General features: G+C 66.8%; 19 protein-coding genes, 1 pseudogene and 1 other annotated feature. Of the genes and pseudogenes, 6 read left to right on the top strand and 14 right to left on the bottom strand.

The features are described 5' to 3' along the window. The 6 genes from mobF to AWC12_RS01350 form a co-directional block, all read right to left on the bottom strand. The coding region (gene mobF / locus AWC12_RS01375) for a MobF family relaxase (protein WP_234813793.1) at nucleotides 1–1752 on the bottom strand (1752 nt) is incomplete at its 3' end. 384 nt (nucleotides 1753–2136) lie between these two features. Continuing rightward, nucleotides 2137–3147: a rep protein gene (locus AWC12_RS01370; protein WP_234813792.1), complete on the bottom strand. Its 1011-nt coding sequence runs from the start codon at nucleotides 3145–3147 to the stop codon at nucleotides 2137–2139. Nucleotides 3148–3568: 421 nt separating this feature from the next. Beyond that, complete coding sequence (locus AWC12_RS01365; RefSeq protein ID WP_016343910.1) at nucleotides 3569–3778, bottom strand: hypothetical protein; 210 nt, start codon at nucleotides 3776–3778, stop codon at nucleotides 3569–3571. 107 nt (nucleotides 3779–3885) lie between these two features. Continuing rightward, nucleotides 3886–4275: a hypothetical protein gene (locus AWC12_RS01360; RefSeq protein WP_131705542.1), complete on the bottom strand. Its 390-nt coding sequence runs from the start codon at nucleotides 4273–4275 to the stop codon at nucleotides 3886–3888. A 31-nt stretch (nucleotides 4276–4306) separates the two neighbouring features. Then, nucleotides 4307–4627, bottom strand: coding sequence for a hypothetical protein (locus tag AWC12_RS01355; RefSeq protein WP_024449091.1), 321 nt, complete (start codon nucleotides 4625–4627; stop codon nucleotides 4307–4309). Nucleotides 4628–4638: 11 nt separating this feature from the next. After that, nucleotides 4639–4926 (bottom strand): hypothetical protein, encoded by a 288-nt coding sequence (locus tag AWC12_RS01350; RefSeq protein ID WP_024449092.1) that lies wholly within the window; start codon nucleotides 4924–4926, stop codon nucleotides 4639–4641. An 83-nt stretch (nucleotides 4927–5009) separates the two neighbouring features. Here AWC12_RS01350 and AWC12_RS01345 point away from each other — a divergent pair, with 83 nt between their 5' ends. Continuing rightward, the gene (locus AWC12_RS01345; protein WP_024449093.1) at nucleotides 5010–5237 is read left to right on the top strand and encodes a hypothetical protein; all 228 of its coding nucleotides are present in this window, start codon (nucleotides 5010–5012) and stop codon (nucleotides 5235–5237) included. A gap of 275 nt (nucleotides 5238–5512) precedes the next feature. On the opposite strand, the gene AWC12_RS01340 is transcribed toward AWC12_RS01345, so the two are convergent. From AWC12_RS01340 to AWC12_RS01330, 4 genes are all read right to left on the bottom strand, one after another. After that, on the bottom strand, nucleotides 5513–5917 hold the full coding sequence (locus AWC12_RS01340; protein WP_024449094.1) for a hypothetical protein: 405 nt from the start codon (nucleotides 5915–5917) through the stop codon (nucleotides 5513–5515). Continuing rightward, entirely contained in the window at nucleotides 5914–6720 is an 807-nt protein-coding gene (locus tag AWC12_RS01335; protein WP_024449095.1) for a ParA family protein, read from the bottom strand. Before AWC12_RS01335 ends, AWC12_RS01340 begins: the two co-directional genes overlap by 4 nt. Before the next feature lie 285 nt (nucleotides 6721–7005). After that, a complete protein-coding gene (locus tag AWC12_RS30940) occupies nucleotides 7006–7149 on the bottom strand; it encodes a hypothetical protein (protein WP_162834994.1) in 144 nt (47 codons plus the stop codon). A 7-nt stretch (nucleotides 7150–7156) separates the two neighbouring features. Further along, nucleotides 7157–7429: a hypothetical protein gene (locus AWC12_RS01330; protein ID WP_024449096.1), complete on the bottom strand. Its 273-nt coding sequence runs from the start codon at nucleotides 7427–7429 to the stop codon at nucleotides 7157–7159. 111 nt (nucleotides 7430–7540) lie between these two features. Between AWC12_RS01330 and AWC12_RS30935 the strand changes: the two genes are divergently transcribed. Together AWC12_RS30935 and AWC12_RS01325 are read left to right on the top strand one after the other, a co-directional pair. Next, on the top strand, nucleotides 7541–7708 hold the full coding sequence (locus tag AWC12_RS30935; RefSeq protein WP_157863566.1) for a hypothetical protein: 168 nt from the start codon (nucleotides 7541–7543) through the stop codon (nucleotides 7706–7708). Further along, entirely contained in the window at nucleotides 7705–10260 is a 2556-nt protein-coding gene (locus AWC12_RS01325) for an AAA family ATPase (RefSeq protein WP_024449097.1), read from the top strand. Before AWC12_RS30935 ends, AWC12_RS01325 begins: the two co-directional genes overlap by 4 nt. A 24-nt stretch (nucleotides 10261–10284) precedes the next feature. Here the strand turns inward: AWC12_RS01325 and AWC12_RS30930 are convergent, their stop codons facing one another. Then, entirely contained in the window at nucleotides 10285–10437 is a 153-nt protein-coding gene (locus tag AWC12_RS30930) for a hypothetical protein (protein ID WP_157863565.1), read from the bottom strand. Between the two features lie 65 nt (nucleotides 10438–10502). Between AWC12_RS30930 and AWC12_RS01315 the strand changes: the two are divergent. After that, nucleotides 10503–11092: pseudogene (locus AWC12_RS01315) on the top strand (transposase); the annotation flags it as partial. Continuing rightward, nucleotides 10802–10933: a sequence feature (AL1L pseudoknot), on the top strand. Its footprint overlaps the pseudogene before it by 132 nt. A gap of 24 nt (nucleotides 11093–11116) precedes the next feature. Here AWC12_RS01315 and thrC read toward each other — a convergent pair. From thrC to AWC12_RS01300, 3 genes are all read right to left on the bottom strand, one after another. Continuing rightward, entirely contained in the window at nucleotides 11117–12214 is a 1098-nt protein-coding gene (gene thrC, locus AWC12_RS01310; protein ID WP_024449099.1) for a threonine synthase, read from the bottom strand. Nucleotides 12215–12326: 112 nt separating this feature from the next. Further along, nucleotides 12327–12845, bottom strand: coding sequence for a PAS domain-containing protein (locus AWC12_RS01305; protein WP_024449100.1), 519 nt, complete (start codon nucleotides 12843–12845; stop codon nucleotides 12327–12329). A gap of 25 nt (nucleotides 12846–12870) precedes the next feature. Beyond that, complete coding sequence (locus AWC12_RS01300; protein WP_024449101.1) at nucleotides 12871–13413, bottom strand: anti-sigma factor antagonist; 543 nt, start codon at nucleotides 13411–13413, stop codon at nucleotides 12871–12873. A gap of 386 nt (nucleotides 13414–13799) precedes the next feature. Here AWC12_RS01300 and AWC12_RS01295 point away from each other — a divergent pair, with 386 nt between their 5' ends. Together AWC12_RS01295 and AWC12_RS01290 are read left to right on the top strand one after the other, a co-directional pair. Further along, the gene (locus AWC12_RS01295) at nucleotides 13800–14462 is read left to right on the top strand and encodes a TetR/AcrR family transcriptional regulator (protein WP_024449102.1); all 663 of its coding nucleotides are present in this window, start codon (nucleotides 13800–13802) and stop codon (nucleotides 14460–14462) included. Between the two features lie 119 nt (nucleotides 14463–14581). Continuing rightward, a complete protein-coding gene (locus tag AWC12_RS01290; RefSeq protein WP_234813791.1) occupies nucleotides 14582–15679 on the top strand; it encodes a hypothetical protein in 1098 nt (365 codons plus the stop codon). Nucleotides 15680–16026 lie beyond the last annotated feature (347 nt).

The raw sequence follows: 16026 nt of genomic DNA, 5'->3' as shown, positions 1-16026 counted from the left end.
CGTCGTCGCGGACAGCAGTTGATGCCAGTGGCCGGTGCCGACCATGCCGGCCTCATCGACAACAACGACATCGAAGGGCCCCAACTCCAGTTGGCCTTCGGCGAGCCGTTTCAACGCGGCGTGCATGGTGTAGCCCGCCGATGCGGCGCCCTCAGCGAGGGCGACGTCGACGGCTTTCCCGGTGGGGGCGATGACGATCATTTTCGCCTTGTGGCGTTTCTCGACGATGGTGCGCAACGCCCGCATCGAGGTGGTCTTACCCGCCCCCGCCGGCGCCGACAGCGGCATCACTAACTGCGGTGTGGACGCGATCATGGTGACCACCTGGTGCTGTTGTTCTGAAAGCTTCAACGCCGCGGCGGTGTGCTCCGGGCGGACCCACGCCGAGGCCCGAACATTGGCGCTGTCGACCAGCTGGAACACCTGATATTCCTCGGCCAGGATTTGGTCGACGGTGAACCGTTCCGAGCCCTCGCGTTGATGCGCCAGCCGCGGCGCAGTCAACCGCATCCCGACGGTGTCCACGCACGCTTCGATGACCTGACGGGGCAGCGGCGCCGACCCGTCCTCACCGGCCCCACTGTCGACAATGAGAGGTAATTGCGCGCCGATGATCTCGACCAGATCCGCGCGAGTGAGCGCGGCTTTGTCGGCGCGAGAGGCCATCGCCGCCACCGCGCGGCGATCCACCACGATCCCGCTGCGCGTGACGCGCGCCGCGGCCGTCTGTGCGGCGCGTTCACGGGCGGTTCGCGCCTCGAGTTGGCCGTCGCGCTCGATCCGGAAACCCCGGCGCTCGGCGCGCCACTGGGCACGCAGCTCCGCCCACGACAGCGACTCCGGTTTACGCGGTCGGGTGGCTTTCTGCGCGGCCGCCAACTGCGCCTGCGACACCTTTTTCCCGCCCTCAACGACGGTCAGATTGGAAGCCGCCCACTCCCGCAACGCGGTGCTGCGCGTCGACCAGGCGGTGATGGTGTTGGGGTCGATGCCGGCGATCTCGGCCATCCCGGTGCGGGCATCCACCCGCCCCCACTCCACCCCGATCAAGCGGTGCAGTTCATGGCGCAGGGTGGCCTGATAAATGATCCCCGCCGCGCGCGCTTCGTGAAACAAACTGGTGCCGTCAATGGACACCAACCGGCCATCAGCGCGGGCCTGCCGATTGGGCACCAGCACGTGGGTGTGCAGGTGCGGATCGCCCGCCCGCGAGGTCTCATGCTGATAGGCCGCGGCCACCAAACCCGGCAACTTTTGCAGGTCTTTTTCTCCCGTGACCGGGTTGTGCACCCGGGTGTAGCCGGCATGCGCGCTCAGATACTCCAGGGCTTCCGCGATCGCGGTTTGGTGCGCCGCGTTGACCGCTTTGTCGGCCACATCGTTGCCGAACACCCGCACCAACGACACCGACTTGGGCGCGCAAAACGTCAGATCGAACCCGTGCACACCGCCCTTGCCGTGCGCCCGGCCGCACTCTCCGTTCGGTGCTACACCACTGTCCAGCCAGCGCGCCACTGCGTCGGGATCAGCGTCCCCACCGGCACGCTCAGAAGCCCCCAACCCCACGGCTTCCGCGACCGCGCGCACATCCCCCGCACACGCCCAGACCGGAGTGCGGGTGTCGCGTTCGGCGTAGTACTCCGCCAATCCCCCGTTGGCCTTCTGCCGGTCCGCCACCGCATCACCGACCGCCCGCGCAGTGTCGTTGTAATAGTTCACCGACCACAGCGACAACTTCGCCACCGTCAACACCCCAACCCACCTCCTCCCCGACCGATCCCGCCCAGGATCACAAGGGGAAACCCCGAACGGGACCGGCACCACAAGCATCGCACAAATTTGTGCAAATGTGCCATATCGTTATGGTGGTAGAGCAGTGCTAGGGGTCGGGTGGGGTGTGAGAGGGCAGCGGAGATGCGGTGAGCGGGCAAAGAGGAACAGGAGAGGGGTGGGAGACAGCGCGGAAAAGACGTGGGTGAGAAGCGACGAAGAGGCCGTTGGTTGGGGGGTGCTGAGGGTGGCGTCTGGCCGCAACGTCCGCTCGGCGGTTCGCAACCACTAGGCGCGTCGTCGATCGGAACCTTCAACGGTGCGCTCCATCGCGTCTCCGCGGACCGCGCGGTGGTCTGCTGCGGGTCAGTTCATCGCGCCGCCGTGCCGTGTCTGAACCGACACCCCGATGTTGCGCCGCGACAACGCGGTGAGCGTGCTGCTGGTGTGGTCCTCGCGGCTGCGTTGGGCGCGCTCGGTGAGCACTCGGCGGATCTCTTCTCGGGCGGCGGTGATCCGGGCCCGCGCTGCGTCGGTGAGCACCACCGGGCGCGGCGTCTGGTCGATGCTGGCGGCGGCGCAGCCGCCGGCCTTTGTCGGGGTCGTCTCGGGGGGTGTCCAGGACAGCCGTCGCAACCGGCTGGCGAGGAACGCGCCGGGGTTGGCGATGTGGTCGGGCCAGGTCGTTCCTCGGGCGCGCATGTCGGCGTTGAGGGCGTCGTTGACCGCACGCGCGGACCACACCGCAGGGTCGATGCCGACGCCGGTGAGTGCGTCGCAGATGGCACCGATGTGGGCGCGGTCGAGACCGTGGGTGAGCGCGACCAGTCCAGCGGCGAGTTTCTGGGTGGCTAGCGGTCGCGCGGTAGCGCGCCGCGGCCGTGGTTGTCGCGTCGTGTCGCAGCATCGGTTGGTGGGCGCGCTTGCGCGCCTGCTTGGTGAGTAATTCCCTACGGGAGAAGAACAACCAACACCGCCTGACGGCGGTAGGTGGAAATCATGCACGAGTGGGGGGGTCGCGGGACGGGCTTCGCGACGCGGTACCAGGTGGTACACCGAGGGTCGCCGGCCGATGCTGGGGGTGGTTGTCGAACCGTGGCCCCGCTGCGCTTCCACGGCCCATCTGGAGGCCCTCAGGACGCGCCAGGCGGCGGTGACGGTGCGGACGTCGCAGCCCACCTTGTCGGCGATTGTCGCGCGGGTGACGGCGACGTGGCGGCCGGTGTCGTGATCGGCGTGCTCGGCCATCACCGTGGCGATCGACAACAGCGTGGCCGTGGTGATCGACACCCGCGCCTGCGCGCACAGCTGTCCGAACGCCGGGGAGTGGACCCAGCGCGACAGCCCGTCGAGCCACCCGCCGCGGCTGGTCCACATCGGCGCGGACGGTGCGCAGGAGCCGGCGCGCGTCACCCAGTCACGGCGACGCTCGTGCGCCAGCGCACGCACCACATGCGGACTGGGAGCAGCCGGGGCTACAGCAGCGCCGAACGGCGTCGGCCAGGTACTACTCGCTCGACGTGACGGGGCATGCAAAAGGTCACGATTTACGCACTCGATTCGCGGCGTTTCTGAAACTGCAGCAGAACGTGCGCTACCGTGAGAACTGTCCACCAGACAGATCCCTTCGGGGAATGGGTGCGGACCCAGAACCGAGTTGGCGCTCGGTTCAAAACCTCAGACAAGGGCCTCGCTAACGCGGGGCCTTCGTCATGTCAGCGGGGTAATCCGCACACCGGCTATTCAGATGTCACATATGCCAGGGCCGACCAGCAAAGTTGAGGTCCTGGCGGGGTGATCACATCGCCAGCGGCAGAACCTCCTTGTCGACTTTTCCGAGTTCACGCACCAGGTCTGGTCGGCCGGCGTGGATGGCGAGAAGGTCCGCCATGTACTGCGCCATGGACGAAACGCCCGACTGCGCGAACTTCTCCTCTAGGAGCGGAACGGCCTCGATGGGTGGGCGAACGGTGTATGCCTTGCGTTCGCCTTTTGCGTGAGCTGGCATGACGTTGACCCTTCCAGTCCGATCGGTGATTCAGCATCAGGACACGCCGAGGCGGGTGGTACTGGTGTGAATTTTGAGGTCCGTTCCAGATAACACGTGGTGCGCGATCACCAGTCGTCGACCTCGGTGGGGATGAGTTCGTACAGTTCCGTGCTGAGGACCTGGCGCACGGCTTGGGCGCGGGCCTCGGTGCGTAATGCAGTCTGCGTCAATGGGTCTGGCTCCTGGCCGTGGTTTCGGCAAGTCCAGTCGCGGATGCTCAGGTCGCCGAGAGTGGCGGCGTGGGCACGGGCCATCCACGTGATTCGGTCGGCCTCGTCGCGGATGAACTCGGTCCGCTGGTCGGTGGTCCAGTCCTCGGGTAGCCCGAGGTTTGTGGTGTAGACCGCCTGGACGGTGCGCTGAATTGCGGGATCGACGGGTGGCGGCATGGTCTCGGACGTGCAGAAGTGCACGCGGCGAGGTCGTAGGGTGCGGGCCGGGAAGCGTGGTGTCACGATTCCGACCGCTTCCTCCCCAGGGCTGGGCCTACGGCTCGAAGTGGGAACGGAAGCCTTCGAGCCAGTCCGCCCGCGCGTGGCCGAGGAGATCGCCTGGAACCCATGTCTCGGCGTCGTCGGGGTTGTCTGCGTCGCCGCTGGCCACCCGTTCGTGGGCTTCGAGGTAGCCGGCGGCGTGCATGTCATCGGACTGGGAGAAGACGGCTTGGATGGTGTCCAGGTTCGTCGTGAAGTCCTGGTAGGCGGCGCGGCGCTCGGCGTCGGTGGTGTAGTCACCGCCGTACCGCTGCAGCCATGCCTGCCAGTGCTCGGTGGAGCCCGGCTTCGGCGGCGGCGAGGGTGCGCTCATCAGGGCCGACTTTAGGCCGCCGCACCGACGACGAGCGCGGCGTGCGGGGTGCAGAGTGGGCCGCCAAGCATGTCCAGGATCGGGGCGCCGGTCGATGCGGGCCCGTAGATCACCGACCGCAACACCCGTTCGAAGGCGAGATCCACTGCCGGGGCATCCTCCAGGAGCAGATCGAGGAGCTTCTCTGCGGCGGGGGTGTTGAACGGATTGGCTGTCAGCTGCGCGCACAGCGCACGGACCTGGGATGCGAAGTCCCGGACCGCACTCACGTCGTCTTGGACCGTGCCGAGGGTTTCCATGTCCACCACTGTAAGAGCGTGCGTGCACACTTGCAAGCAAATTGCGTGCAAGCTACTTTTAGGGATGCATGTAGGATGCGTGCATGCCCGATTCGGCTGGGGATGCTCTCGACGGCGGTGCTCCCGACGCCGCCGGTAGCGCGCTTCCCTTGCGTAAGCGGCAGCAGAAGGTGCCGTTGAACACCTATGTGCGGCCCGGCACGCAGCAGCGCGTGGAGGTGTTGAAGGACCGCGGGTACGCGGTCACCGACATCGTGGATGCGGCGCTCAACGAGTTCTTGGACCGTGCCGGGGTGCCCCAGGCCGAGTAGCTCGGACCCCCTGGGAGTCTGGCCAGCGTTTCCCGTCCGGCTTCCTCGTACTGGCGCGTTTGCGCGGTGGGTGGCGGCTGTCCAGGCTCGGCCGTAGGTCGACCGCGCAGCGGCGGTTACCGGCCTTGACGGCCACCACCCACCGTTTCGCCACAATCGAGGCCGGGGAAGTCCGCTCCCCTCCCCCGTGACGCCCTTGATTGGTGGGCAGTAAGGGCACCTACGTTCGCCACCAGTCATGGCGATGACGTGGGCTTACGTTGCGCGCCCGTGTTTCAGGGCATGCGGTCGTTGCGGTCCGGCTTTGGAATGCCGGCGTCGTCCAGGTAGCGGTTGATGGCCTCGTCGACGGTGTCGGTGATGACGTATCCGCGGGTCTTGATCCATTCGAGCCGCGCGAGGGTTCCCGCGTGCAGCTGTGTGGCGAACGGACTCTTCACCTTGCGCTGCCGGGCCTTGAGCCGAACCGGTTCGGTCGGTTGAGCTTTCTCCTCGCCACCGGTCACCGCGGGTGCGGGCGGGATCTCGGCGTCCTGCGGCTCAGGCTCGGCCGGTGCCGGTGTCCCGGTGGTGGGGGTGTCGTCGGCGGTGACTCGTGCGGCTTGGGCGCGTCGTTCTGCCCGCGACAGCGGACGGGTGGAGCCGACCTGCAATCCGGTGGGTTTCGATGTGGCGTTCATGCTGCTTGCCGCCGTGCCGCGATACGTTCGGCAACCTCGCGGTAGGCCACCGCTGCCGTGCTGGTCGGGGCGTGCACGTTGACCGGTACGCGTTTGCCTTTGGCCTCCACGACTCGCACCGTGTGCGGGATCTCGCCCAGGTAGGCCCCGCCGTCAGACCACTCCCCCCAGTCGGCCCGCAGCTGCCGGCGCACGTCCTTGCTCGCTTTCGGGTTGCCGTCGAAGTCGGCCAGCAGCACGTACCGGATCTCCACGTCGGGGTTGAGGGTCTCCTGAACGTCGAGGATCGAGTTGCCCAGTTCCACTAGGCCGTCAACCTCGTCGGGGCCGGCCTTGAGGACGGCCAACACGTAATCGGCGGCCGCGAGCGCTGCGGTGGTCAGCTCCCCCAAGGCCGGCGGGCAATCCAGGAGCACGAAGTCGTAGCCCTCGATGTCGTCGAGCTGGCGCGCTAGCCGCAACTGGCCGCCCGATCCAAGCCCGGTTCGCTCGAGCTCCTTGAGCGCGAGATGACCGGGCGCGACGTCGATGCCGAACTGCGTCGGAACGATGACCTTGGCCAACGGGACGCGCATCGCCCGGTCCGGGTGCAGAACCTCGTACATGGACGCGTCCTCGGCGTCGAGTTCGATGCCCAACCCCTTGGTGCTGTGCGCCTGCTGATCCATGTCGATCACCAGGACGCGCAGACCCATCGCCGCCAGGTTCGCGCCGAGGTTGATCGTCGTGGTGGTCTTGCCGACGCCGCCCTTCTGCAACGCCACCGCCACGATTTCGCACTGCTTATCTACCGCAACAGTCATGGAAGAAATCTACCAATTTGCATGTAAGCATGTCTACATGCAAACTTACATGTAAGAAAACATGTATTCATGATACGTGGGCCAAACCGTCTGCTGGCGTGATAAAGGGCGCTGTGGTCGCCGGTAACATCATCGGCAGAAGTCCCCGGACACCGCCTCTCTGGCCTGAAGCCATGACGCGGCCGGGGTTCTGCACAGACCGGTGTTGCGCTTGATGCGCTGCCCCGGTTGAGGCTTAGGAGAACCCGGTATTCGATCCTGGCGGTCGACCCGGGTTCTTTGCTTTTACGCTTGTTCGGGCCGAGCCGTGTAGCGGTCCCGCGCGGACCGACGTTCACCTTTAGCGGTCTCGCTGTTGAATTCCGCCGCCAGCTGGGCGTAGCCGACATCGAGGTCATCCGGGTCGGGCTCGGCTTCCGCGCGAATCACTTGGACCTCATTTTCGGGGGAGACCGCAGTCGGTGCGGATCTCGTCTTCGCCGAACGTGCGGCCGGCCGCGATGTCGGCTTCCGACTCCATCAGCGATTCGCGGAGACGCGCAATGTCAACGGATGGATCATCGAAAGGCCAGTCGTCGAGATCATCAATGGGCCAGTCGTCTTCGTCGAGAGACGGCTCATCGCAGTCATTCGGGGCACCAAGGTCAGGCCGCTGACGCGGCAGCGCGGGGGAGGAGCGGTCCCGCACCCCGCCGTCGTCTTCCGTCACCTTCGAAGCGTAAGCCGCCTGCCCCTACACGGGGGATCGGCCTCGACCAAGTTCATCGACAAGTTGAAGGTCCCAGGCTGTGACGGTGGTGGTTAGTAGGCTGCCGTTTCGATGAGCGAGCTTCTGCCCAACCTCGATGCCTTGCGCGGCCAACTCACCGGTGACACGGCCAGTCAGCAGGACGCCCGCGCCCTGGCCGACGCGATCGCTCATGCCACGACCGAAAAGGACCTCGACGACGCCCTTGATGCCGTCATCGCCACCTGGCGGCAGCCATGAGCCACGCCACGACCGCGACGCGGTTGGTGTCGCTGGAGATTCGCGGGTTCAGAGCCTTCGGCACCGAGCCCCGCACGCTCGACCTCGACGCCGGACTGGTGGTCATCCACGCCGGAAACAGCCAGGGCAAGACCAGCCTCGCCGAGGCCATCGAGTTCCTGATCAGCGGCCGCAGTAGCCGCCGTGAACTGCTCGGCGGCGCGAAAGCGGAGTACAACGACAGCCTGCGTAATGCCCACCTCGCCGACAGCGACACAGACGTCTACGTCCAGGCCGTGGTCCGCGACGCCGCGGGAAACACCCATCAGGTACGCCGGGAACTGGTCAGCGACTTCGGCCAGGGCACCGAATGCGAAAGCCGCCTGCTCATCGACGGCACCGAGGCCGCCGACCTCGACGGCGTGGGGCTGGCGCTGGCCGACCCGCCGGTGCGTGCGCCCGTTCTGCTGCAGCACATCCTGCGCCACGTCCTGTCGACCGAACCCAAGCAGCGCGTCGGCTACTTCAAGGCGCTGCTGTCGCTGACCGACCTGGACTCCTTCCGTGAACGTGTCCGGGCAGCGCGCGGGCGGGTGGAAGCCGAGCGGCCCGGTGCGGCGTTTCAGCGCGTCAACACACTCACCGCCACCCCCGCAGCACCGGCGGGCACCGCCATCAGCGCGTTGACGAAGAAGCCGCTCACCACCGATGCCGCGCGCACCGCTGTCGACAAGGCGCTGCGCACTGCGGGGGGTGCGATCCTGGCTGACGCGGGAGGTGCCGAACCCGTCTTCGAAACGGTCGACGATCTCGCCGCCGCTCTTGGGGAGGCACTCGACGCGCAGCGTGAGCGCGCGTTCCCACTCTCGGCGTTCGCGGTCACGGAGCTGCCCGAGGAACATCCTGCAGGTCCGGACCTGGAGCCCTATGCCACCGCGCTGGCTGAATTCGACCAGCACACCGCTCGGCTAACGCCGGTCCTCGATGCGCTGCTGGGCATCGAGGAGTACGCGCACCTCGATCACCCTGCGGCCTGTCCGGTGTGCGGCACCGACGACGCGTTGACCTCTGACCGGATCGACGTCCTTCGCGATCATCTGCGCCGTACCCGAAGCCTTGGCGACGTAGCCAAGGACGCCTCCGAGGTCCTCACCACCAAGCGTCACGAACTCGATCAGTTCGCCGCTGCGGCGACCGCCGCGACACCTGCGGTCGCGACATGGACAGACGAACAGTTGGTCGCCGCCGCCGACGCACTACGCAGCCTGAGGGTCGACGTCGCACTACTGACCGCCACAAAAGCGGCCGCTGACGTCGTGGCCACGGCCGCCCACGACCTGGCCACCGCCGTGGCGGCGGCGCGGCTCGCCGTCGAAGAGACCAGCGACGCCGTGGGCACACGCCAACCCCTCCCCGAGGGGATCGCCACTCGCTATCTGGGCATCGACGGCGCAATCCGTCGACTCAGCGAAGCCAGCGCGGACTATTCCACGCCCGCCGCGGTGCTGCGCACCGCCGTCGAAGACGCCGCCCGCGAACGCATCACCATCAGCGGGTTGACCGAACTAGCCGATCTGGTGGCAGTACGGACAGAACTGATCGCCGACGTCGTCACCGAAGCCATCCGCCAACGCACCATTCGGCGTCTCACCGCCGCCGAAAAGGCCCTTCGCGACGGCGCGGGAGCGGTCCTCGACGACCGCTTCGCCCAGATGAGCGACACCATCACCAAATGGTGGTCCACCATCCGCCCCGAGGAACTCGTCGGTTTCGGCGGCATCAAGCGCCGCGCCGCCGGCACTCTGTTCGTCAACCTGATCGCCGACCTCCGCGTCGATGCCACCAGTACCCCGGTAGAGCGGGAAGCCCTTGGCGTCTACAGCGATTCGCAACTCAACGCGCTGGGATTGTCGATCTTCTTGGCGCGCACCGAACTGCTCGGCGCCCCGATCGTGGTCCTCGACGACCCGATCCCCGGCAGCGACGCCGGCCACCGACTGACTTTCGTCCAGTACACGTTGGGCGCCCTGCTCACGGGCGGCACTCAAGTTATCTTGACCACGTTCGACAGCAAGCTCGCCGAATGGTCCTACACCAACCACGGCGGCACTGACTTCCTGGCCTACAAGCTCGATCTCATCGACATCCGCGCGGGGACCGAGCCCACCCAGACCACCGACACCTTCGGACAGCTGATGCTCGAAGCCGAGGAGAGTCTGCACGCCCCCACGGCGAAAGGTCGCCGGTCGGCGTGCAACACCATGCGCTCTGCTGCTGAACGGCTCGCCAAGCAGATCATCGCCACCGGTACGACCGACGCGGGCACCCCCACGACGATCACCGACGTCGAGGCCAAGGCCACCCAACTCGGTGACCTGCTCACCTTGCTCTATCCCTTTGTCGTCGAGGGTAATTCCGAGAAGGGCCAGTGGAAGACCCTGCCCAAGGTGCTCAATCCCGGAAGTCATGACGACGACGTGCCGTCCACGACCGAACTCAAGGTCATCTTCGGCAATCTCCGCCACATCAACAAGGCCCACCAGAAGCATTGGCCTGATGGGCTCATCAAATGAGTCCCCGGCGGCTGCTGGGTATCGCTAGTCGGTAAGGCCGAGCAGCTGCGGGAAGGGTTGCACGCTCAGCATCTGGTCCAGTGTTTCCAGAGTGAACACCCGCCCGTCGGTGTACTGGAGCACCGGCCCTAGCGTGTCGTTGACGCGTGCCCAGCCGGTGCCCCCGAGGACGGCCACAACGGGAACACTGAATCGCCCTGGAAATCCTGGAGGCTCCTGACCTTGGAAACGAGGATGCAGGTATGCCGAAGGAACAGTCTGCTGGGAAGCCCACGACGCGGCGCTACAGCCCAGAGGAGAAGGCCGCAGCGGTGCGGATGGTCCGGGCCTTACGCGCGGAACTGGGTACTGCGCAGGGCACAGTGCAGCGGGTCGCCACCCAACTCGGCTACGGCGTGGAGTCGGTCCGCACCTGGGTACGCCAGGCCGATATTGACGAAGGCCTGACCCCCGGGGTGTCGACCGCCGAATCTGCGCGGCTCAAGGAGCTTGAGCAGGAGAACCGAGAACTCAAGCGCACCAACGAGATCCTGAAAAGAGCAGCGAGTTTCTTCGGGGCGGAGCTCGACCGCCAACACAAGAAATAGTCGCCTTCATCGACGCTCACCGGGCCGAGTTCGGGGTCGAGCCCATCTGCACCGTCCTGCGCAGCGCAGGAGTGCAGGTGGCCCCGAGCACCTATTACGACGCTACGACCCGGCCACCGTCAGCCCGTGCCCGCCGCGATGCCGTCCTGGGGCCGGCGCTGCAGAAGCTTTGGGAGGACAACTACGGCGTCTATGGCGCTGTCAAGCTGTGGAAAGCCGCACGTCGTGCCGGCGCACTGATCGGCGCCCGCCCGCGCTGCGGGGGGTGTTCATCGCCGCTGCCCCCGGGGATCGGTGGCGTTGATGGCGGCCAGGACGGCCGCGGTGTCGGCGGGCACTGCGGTGATCGGGGCCAAACCGTGTAGCGCCGTGGTGGGGTCTTTGAGGCCGTTGCCGGTCAGGGTGCACACCACGGTCGATCCGCGGGGGATCCAGCCCTGTTCGGCTGCGGCGAGCAGGCCCGCAATGCTGGCTGCTGAGGCCGGCTCCACGAACAGGCCTTCCCGGCGGGCCACCGTGCGGTAGGCGGCCAGGATGTCGGTGTCCTCGACGGCGAGGAACGCTCCCCGCGAGGCGTGTTGGGCCTCTACGGCCGATGTCCAGGCGGCCGGTGCGCCGATGCGGATGGCGGTGGCGACGGTGTCGGGCTCGGCGACCGGCTGACCGTGCACTAGCGGAGCGGCGCCGGCGGCTTGCACCCCCAGCAGGCGCGGCAGCTTGTCGGTGCGCCCCTCGCGGTGGCAGTCGCTGTAGCCCTGCCAGTAGGCGGTGATGTTGCCGCCGTTGCCCACCGGCAGCACATGCACGTCCGGGGCGCCGCCCCGGGATTCGACGATTTCGTAGGCCGCGGTCTTCTGGCCGGCGATGCGGTAGGGGTTGATGGAGTTCACCAACGCGATGGCCGGATCCTCGGCGGTCACGGTGCGGGCCAGGGTGAGGCAGTCGTCGAACGAGCCGGCAACGTGAATGACGGTGGCACCGTGCATGACCGCTTGGGCGAGTTTGCCAGCGGCAATGTTGCCGTGCGGCACCAGCACCACGCAGGTGATCCCTGCCCGCGCGGCGTACGCTGCGGCGGAGGCGGCGGTGTTGCCGGTCGAGGCGCACAGCACCGCTCTCGCGCCGGCGGCCACCGCAGCGGTGAGGGCCACCGTCATACCGCGGTCTTTGAACGACCCGGTGGGGTTGAGGCCTTCCACCTTGAGCGCCACGGTGCACCCGGTGAGCTCCGAAAGCCGTGGCGCCGGCAACAGCGGGGTGGCTCCCTCGGCGAGAGTGACCGCCGCCCAACCGGTTTCAATAGGCAGCCGATCAGCATAGGCGGCGATGATTCCGGGCCACGGGGCGACGGTAGTGGTGGCGGTCACAGCAGGATCTCCTCGACGGGATTGATTAAGGGTGTGGTGCTGTCGGGTGGGAAGGGGCGAATCGGGGGTTCGTATCGACGTACTCAACCGCGGTGGTTTTCCCGCCGCGTCGTCAGCAATGGGTGGCAGCGCGGATCCGACGCCGCCGATCGTGGTCGGTGTAGCCGTAGGCGGCGGTGGTGCGCAGCTGCCCGCGCACGGAATCCGCGGGAGAGGTGGCAGCGGTGAGGTCCACACAGGAGCACTGCAATCCGATCGGGGCGCGGGTGCGGCTGTGGTGGATCGGCGCCCCGATCACGACTACGTCATGGACTTGGTCGTGGGTGTCGATGATGCGATGCCGGGTGCTGAACGGCAGGCGGGTGCGACGGACCCAGTCGAGAAGACTGATCACGTGTTCCCGGTCCTGAGGGTGGACGTGGTTTACCAGCAGCCCCGTGTCAGGGGTTGTCGTTCCTGGCCGGTAGCCATGCATCTGCTCAACGGTGGGCGACCAGTCCCACCGCTGCTCATCGAAGAGGAACCACGCCGACCCGAGCTGCGGCACCCAGAATCCGCGCTCAAGGCCGATTGAACCGCACTGCTCATCGACGCGGTCGGCCAGCGCCCCATCGTTGGTTGTTTTCACCATGATCTCCGCATGTTGTCCGGCGTGCTCAACACATCCCGCTGTCGGCCAAGGTGCTAGGCGGCCCGACACGATTGAGCCCAGGGATGCCTGCGGCAGAACTCCCCGGTCGCGCTGAGTTAAAGGGCGCTGTCAAACCCGTGGCGGGCGTGGTGTCGGCGTCGATGGCGACCCAGACGTCGCGGTACACGGGCAGCTGCTGCCAGCCGGCGACTGCCAACATCCGGGCCACGATAGGCCGTGTGCTGACCAGACGCAGCGAGATGCCCTGCGGTCGGCACCGGTCAGCGGCCTCACTGAGGGCCGCAAGCGCCGAACAGCCCAGAAAATCTAGCCCGTCGAGATCAATGACGACCGGGCCGGGAGTAACTGCGGCGGCCGTCACCTCGTCAAGCACACATCGCCACGTCGCGGTGTTGCTGGCATCGATTTCCCCGCCGGCGTGCACAACGACAGCAGAGCCGACGCGCTCTGCTGTGATGCGCACCATGCTCTGCGGATCGATGAGCGCGGCAGCAAGGGATTTACTGAGCCGCAGACCGGGATAAAAGCTGGAAATGGAGGATTCCATCGGATCGGACCGACCCTCTCTCGCGCGAGTATGCGCGGGGATAACGGTTGTTGACCGCCCTACGCGCTGAAGCCGGTGAGATCAACCTACCCCTCACCTGTTTACGGTGTAAACAGGTGAGGGTGTGTGGCCGCTCACAGCCGGGTCGGCCAACAGGTGCGCTCTTCTCAGCGCCCGTCGTTCACGCTCTAAACTTTCGTCAGGGCGTCGCGGGGCAGGGGCGATGGGTCGAGAAACTGGAGCTCTGCTCACCGGTGTGCCGGTGCGCAGAATCCGGCGCGCCGCGCGGAAAGGGCAAGGGGCTGATGAAGGAGAGCCAGCCGGCGGTGGAGTGCGGCGTCGGTGCCGGTCATCTGGAACGTCTTGCTGCCCAGAATGTGTCGGGGTTGAGTCGGGAGGTTGTCGTCGAGGCGGCCCTGATGTTCATCGATCGGCATGGTTTGGCCCGGTTGACGATGCGCCGGCTGGGGGCGGCGTGCGGTGTGGAGGCGATGGCGCTGTACCGGTACGTGCGTGGCCGCGGGGACCTGGTGACCGGAGTGGTCGACCATGTCGTGGACCGGCTTCATACCGAGCACCTCGCCGCCCGACACCTCAACGATAGCTGGCAGGACTATCTGGTCGGGCTGGCTCATGGGGTCCGCCAAACCGCGCTCGATCATCCGCAGGTGTTTCCTCTGCTGGCCTCCGAGGCGCCGCAGGCGCCGTGGGTGCGACCCCCACTGCGGAGTCTGCGCTGGATGGAAACCTTCTTGGACACCTTGATCTCCTACGGTTTCGACGATGTCGCCGCGGTCGCGGCCTATCGCACCTACACCGCGTCGCTGCTGGGGCAGCTGTTGTTGGAGATTTCGTCCCGCGGGACCGACCTGCATCCCGACCAGACCGTCCTGGATCAGCGGCGTGGCAGCCGTGACCTGTCGGAATACCCGCATCTGCAGCGGCTGCAGACGATGCTGTCTGCAGATCACAGCGCCGCCGAGTTCGAGAGCATGCTTGAATCCGTGCTCGACCGATTGGAACGTCTTGTCGAGGTGCTGCCTTGCTGACTATGGGAACCGGCAGGACTCTTCACTGTTCTCGATGACGTTGATTCACCGCACCGACCGGTTACTGCTGCTCAAAGCCGCCGGGGCGGTGCCCGACAAGCGATGCGGAGATGTGTGTGGTGAGCCCAGCAGGGGAGGCGCTCTCCTCGGCGTGCGTGGTGCTCGGTGTAGTCGCTGCCCCGGGGCGGCCGGTTCAGATGGCCCAGCGGGCGCTCGCTGATGGTCTGCAATCCGTTCTTGAGCAGCGGTTGCCCGGGGCGAAGTGGCGGATCGAGGTAGAACAGGATCGGCTCGTTGCGGCACCGGCCAGCGACGCCGACATCGTGGCGGCGGCCCGGCGGATGCTGTTGCGCCGCGGTTGGGATGTGGTGGTCTGTTTGACCGATCTGCCGTTGCACACCCGCGCCCGTCGCCCGGTCCTCGCCCATGCCAGCCCGATGCATCAAGTGGCGGTCGTGTGTGTGCCTGCGCTGGGCGCCCGACGGGGTGACCGCGCCCGACATCTAATGGCGCAGCTCGTCGAGCAACTGTTGGGCGTCGACCCAAACCTGCCCCGCAGCGGCGCGGGGTCGGCGCCGGACGTGTCGCAGCGGGTCCGGGAACTGGGTACCGACGTCGGCGAGCAACCGTATGCCTTCACCGCCCGGGTGCTCACCGGCAACATCCGGCTGCTGCTCGGCATGGTGCGGGCCAATCAACCCTGGCGGCTGACGTTGCGGTTATCGCGGGCACTGGCGGCGGCCGCGGCCGCGGGCGTTTTCGCGTTGGTCACCTCCGACATCTGGCGACTGGCCGATACATTCGGCGCGGTGCGGCTGGCCGGTGCCACCGTCGGGTCACTCACCGCGGTGGTCGCCACGCTGATCATCGGCGCCGAGTTGTGGGAGCGTGCGCCGCAACGGCGCAACCGAGAACAGGTGGCGTTATTCAACATCGCCACCACAGCGACGGTGGTGATCGGTGTGGCTACCTTCTATGCCGTCCTGCTGGTCCTCGCCGGGGTCGCGGCAGCCTGCCTGGTAGTGCCGCGCGGCTTCAGCGACGCCGTCGGACATCCCGTGCACGTCAGTGATTACGCCGAGCTGGCGTGGCTGACCTGCTCGTTGGCGACCCTGGGCGGCGCGTTGGGCGCTGGATTGGAAACCGACGATGTCGTGCGCGACGCCGCGTACGCCCAACAGAACAGCACCGCCACCGGCGATACCGATCTGCAATAGCCCCGACCCCAGGTTCGGGGTGCGCCGCGCGGGGCGGCGACCGGTGGGGTTATCCAGCGGCGCGCCGAAGAAGCCCGATGGCGGCCCGCTTGCTGACGCTCTCTTCCCGAGCCACAATCGGTTCAGGAAGCCGTTATAGGAGGTGTCTCGTCTCTAAGAAACGAGACAGGCCAAAATGGCTCGCCTGACCCTGTATCGCGCCAGTTCGTGCGTCTCATTTCCAGTCTCACATCGGCTGTCTCTGATTCTCAACGTCGGAGGCGTGTCGAAAGAGACGATCTAGGTGGCCGAGACCTACGCCGGAGATGCCGTGCGACGGCTCGATGAGCAAATAGAGGATGTGAATC

The organism is Mycolicibacterium iranicum (assembly GCF_002101705.1).
Taxonomy (GTDB): domain Bacteria; phylum Actinomycetota; class Actinomycetes; order Mycobacteriales; family Mycobacteriaceae; genus Mycobacterium; species Mycobacterium iranicum.
Note: the sequence above shows the minus strand (reverse complement) of the source record. Positions and strands in the feature narration are given on the sequence as shown.

Excerpts from the sequence above, each read along its gene's own strand:
- AWC12_RS01370 (WP_234813792.1), bottom strand. The coding sequence starts at position 3,147 with ATGTGGACCAGCCGCGGCGGGTGGCTCGACGGGCTGTCGCGCTGGGTC.
- AWC12_RS01335 (WP_024449095.1), bottom strand. The coding sequence starts at position 6,720 with ATGACTGTTGCGGTAGATAAGCAGTGCGAAATCGTGGCGGTGGCGTTG.
- AWC12_RS30935 (WP_157863566.1), top strand. The coding sequence starts at position 7,541 with ATGAGCGAGCTTCTGCCCAACCTCGATGCCTTGCGCGGCCAACTCACC.
- AWC12_RS01340 (WP_024449094.1), bottom strand. The coding sequence starts at position 5,917 with ATGAACGCCACATCGAAACCCACCGGATTGCAGGTCGGCTCCACCCGT.
- AWC12_RS01365 (WP_016343910.1), bottom strand. The coding sequence starts at position 3,778 with ATGCCAGCTCACGCAAAAGGCGAACGCAAGGCATACACCGTTCGCCCA.
- AWC12_RS01305 (WP_024449100.1), bottom strand. The coding sequence starts at position 12,845 with ATGGTGAAAACAACCAACGATGGGGCGCTGGCCGACCGCGTCGATGAG.
- AWC12_RS01300 (WP_024449101.1), bottom strand. The coding sequence starts at position 13,413 with ATGGAATCCTCCATTTCCAGCTTTTATCCCGGTCTGCGGCTCAGTAAA.
- AWC12_RS01350 (WP_024449092.1), bottom strand. The coding sequence starts at position 4,926 with ATGGAAACCCTCGGCACGGTCCAAGACGACGTGAGTGCGGTCCGGGAC.
- AWC12_RS01355 (WP_024449091.1), bottom strand. The coding sequence starts at position 4,627 with ATGAGCGCACCCTCGCCGCCGCCGAAGCCGGGCTCCACCGAGCACTGG.
- AWC12_RS01325 (WP_024449097.1), top strand. The coding sequence starts at position 7,705 with ATGAGCCACGCCACGACCGCGACGCGGTTGGTGTCGCTGGAGATTCGC.
- AWC12_RS01345 (WP_024449093.1), top strand. The coding sequence starts at position 5,010 with ATGCCCGATTCGGCTGGGGATGCTCTCGACGGCGGTGCTCCCGACGCC.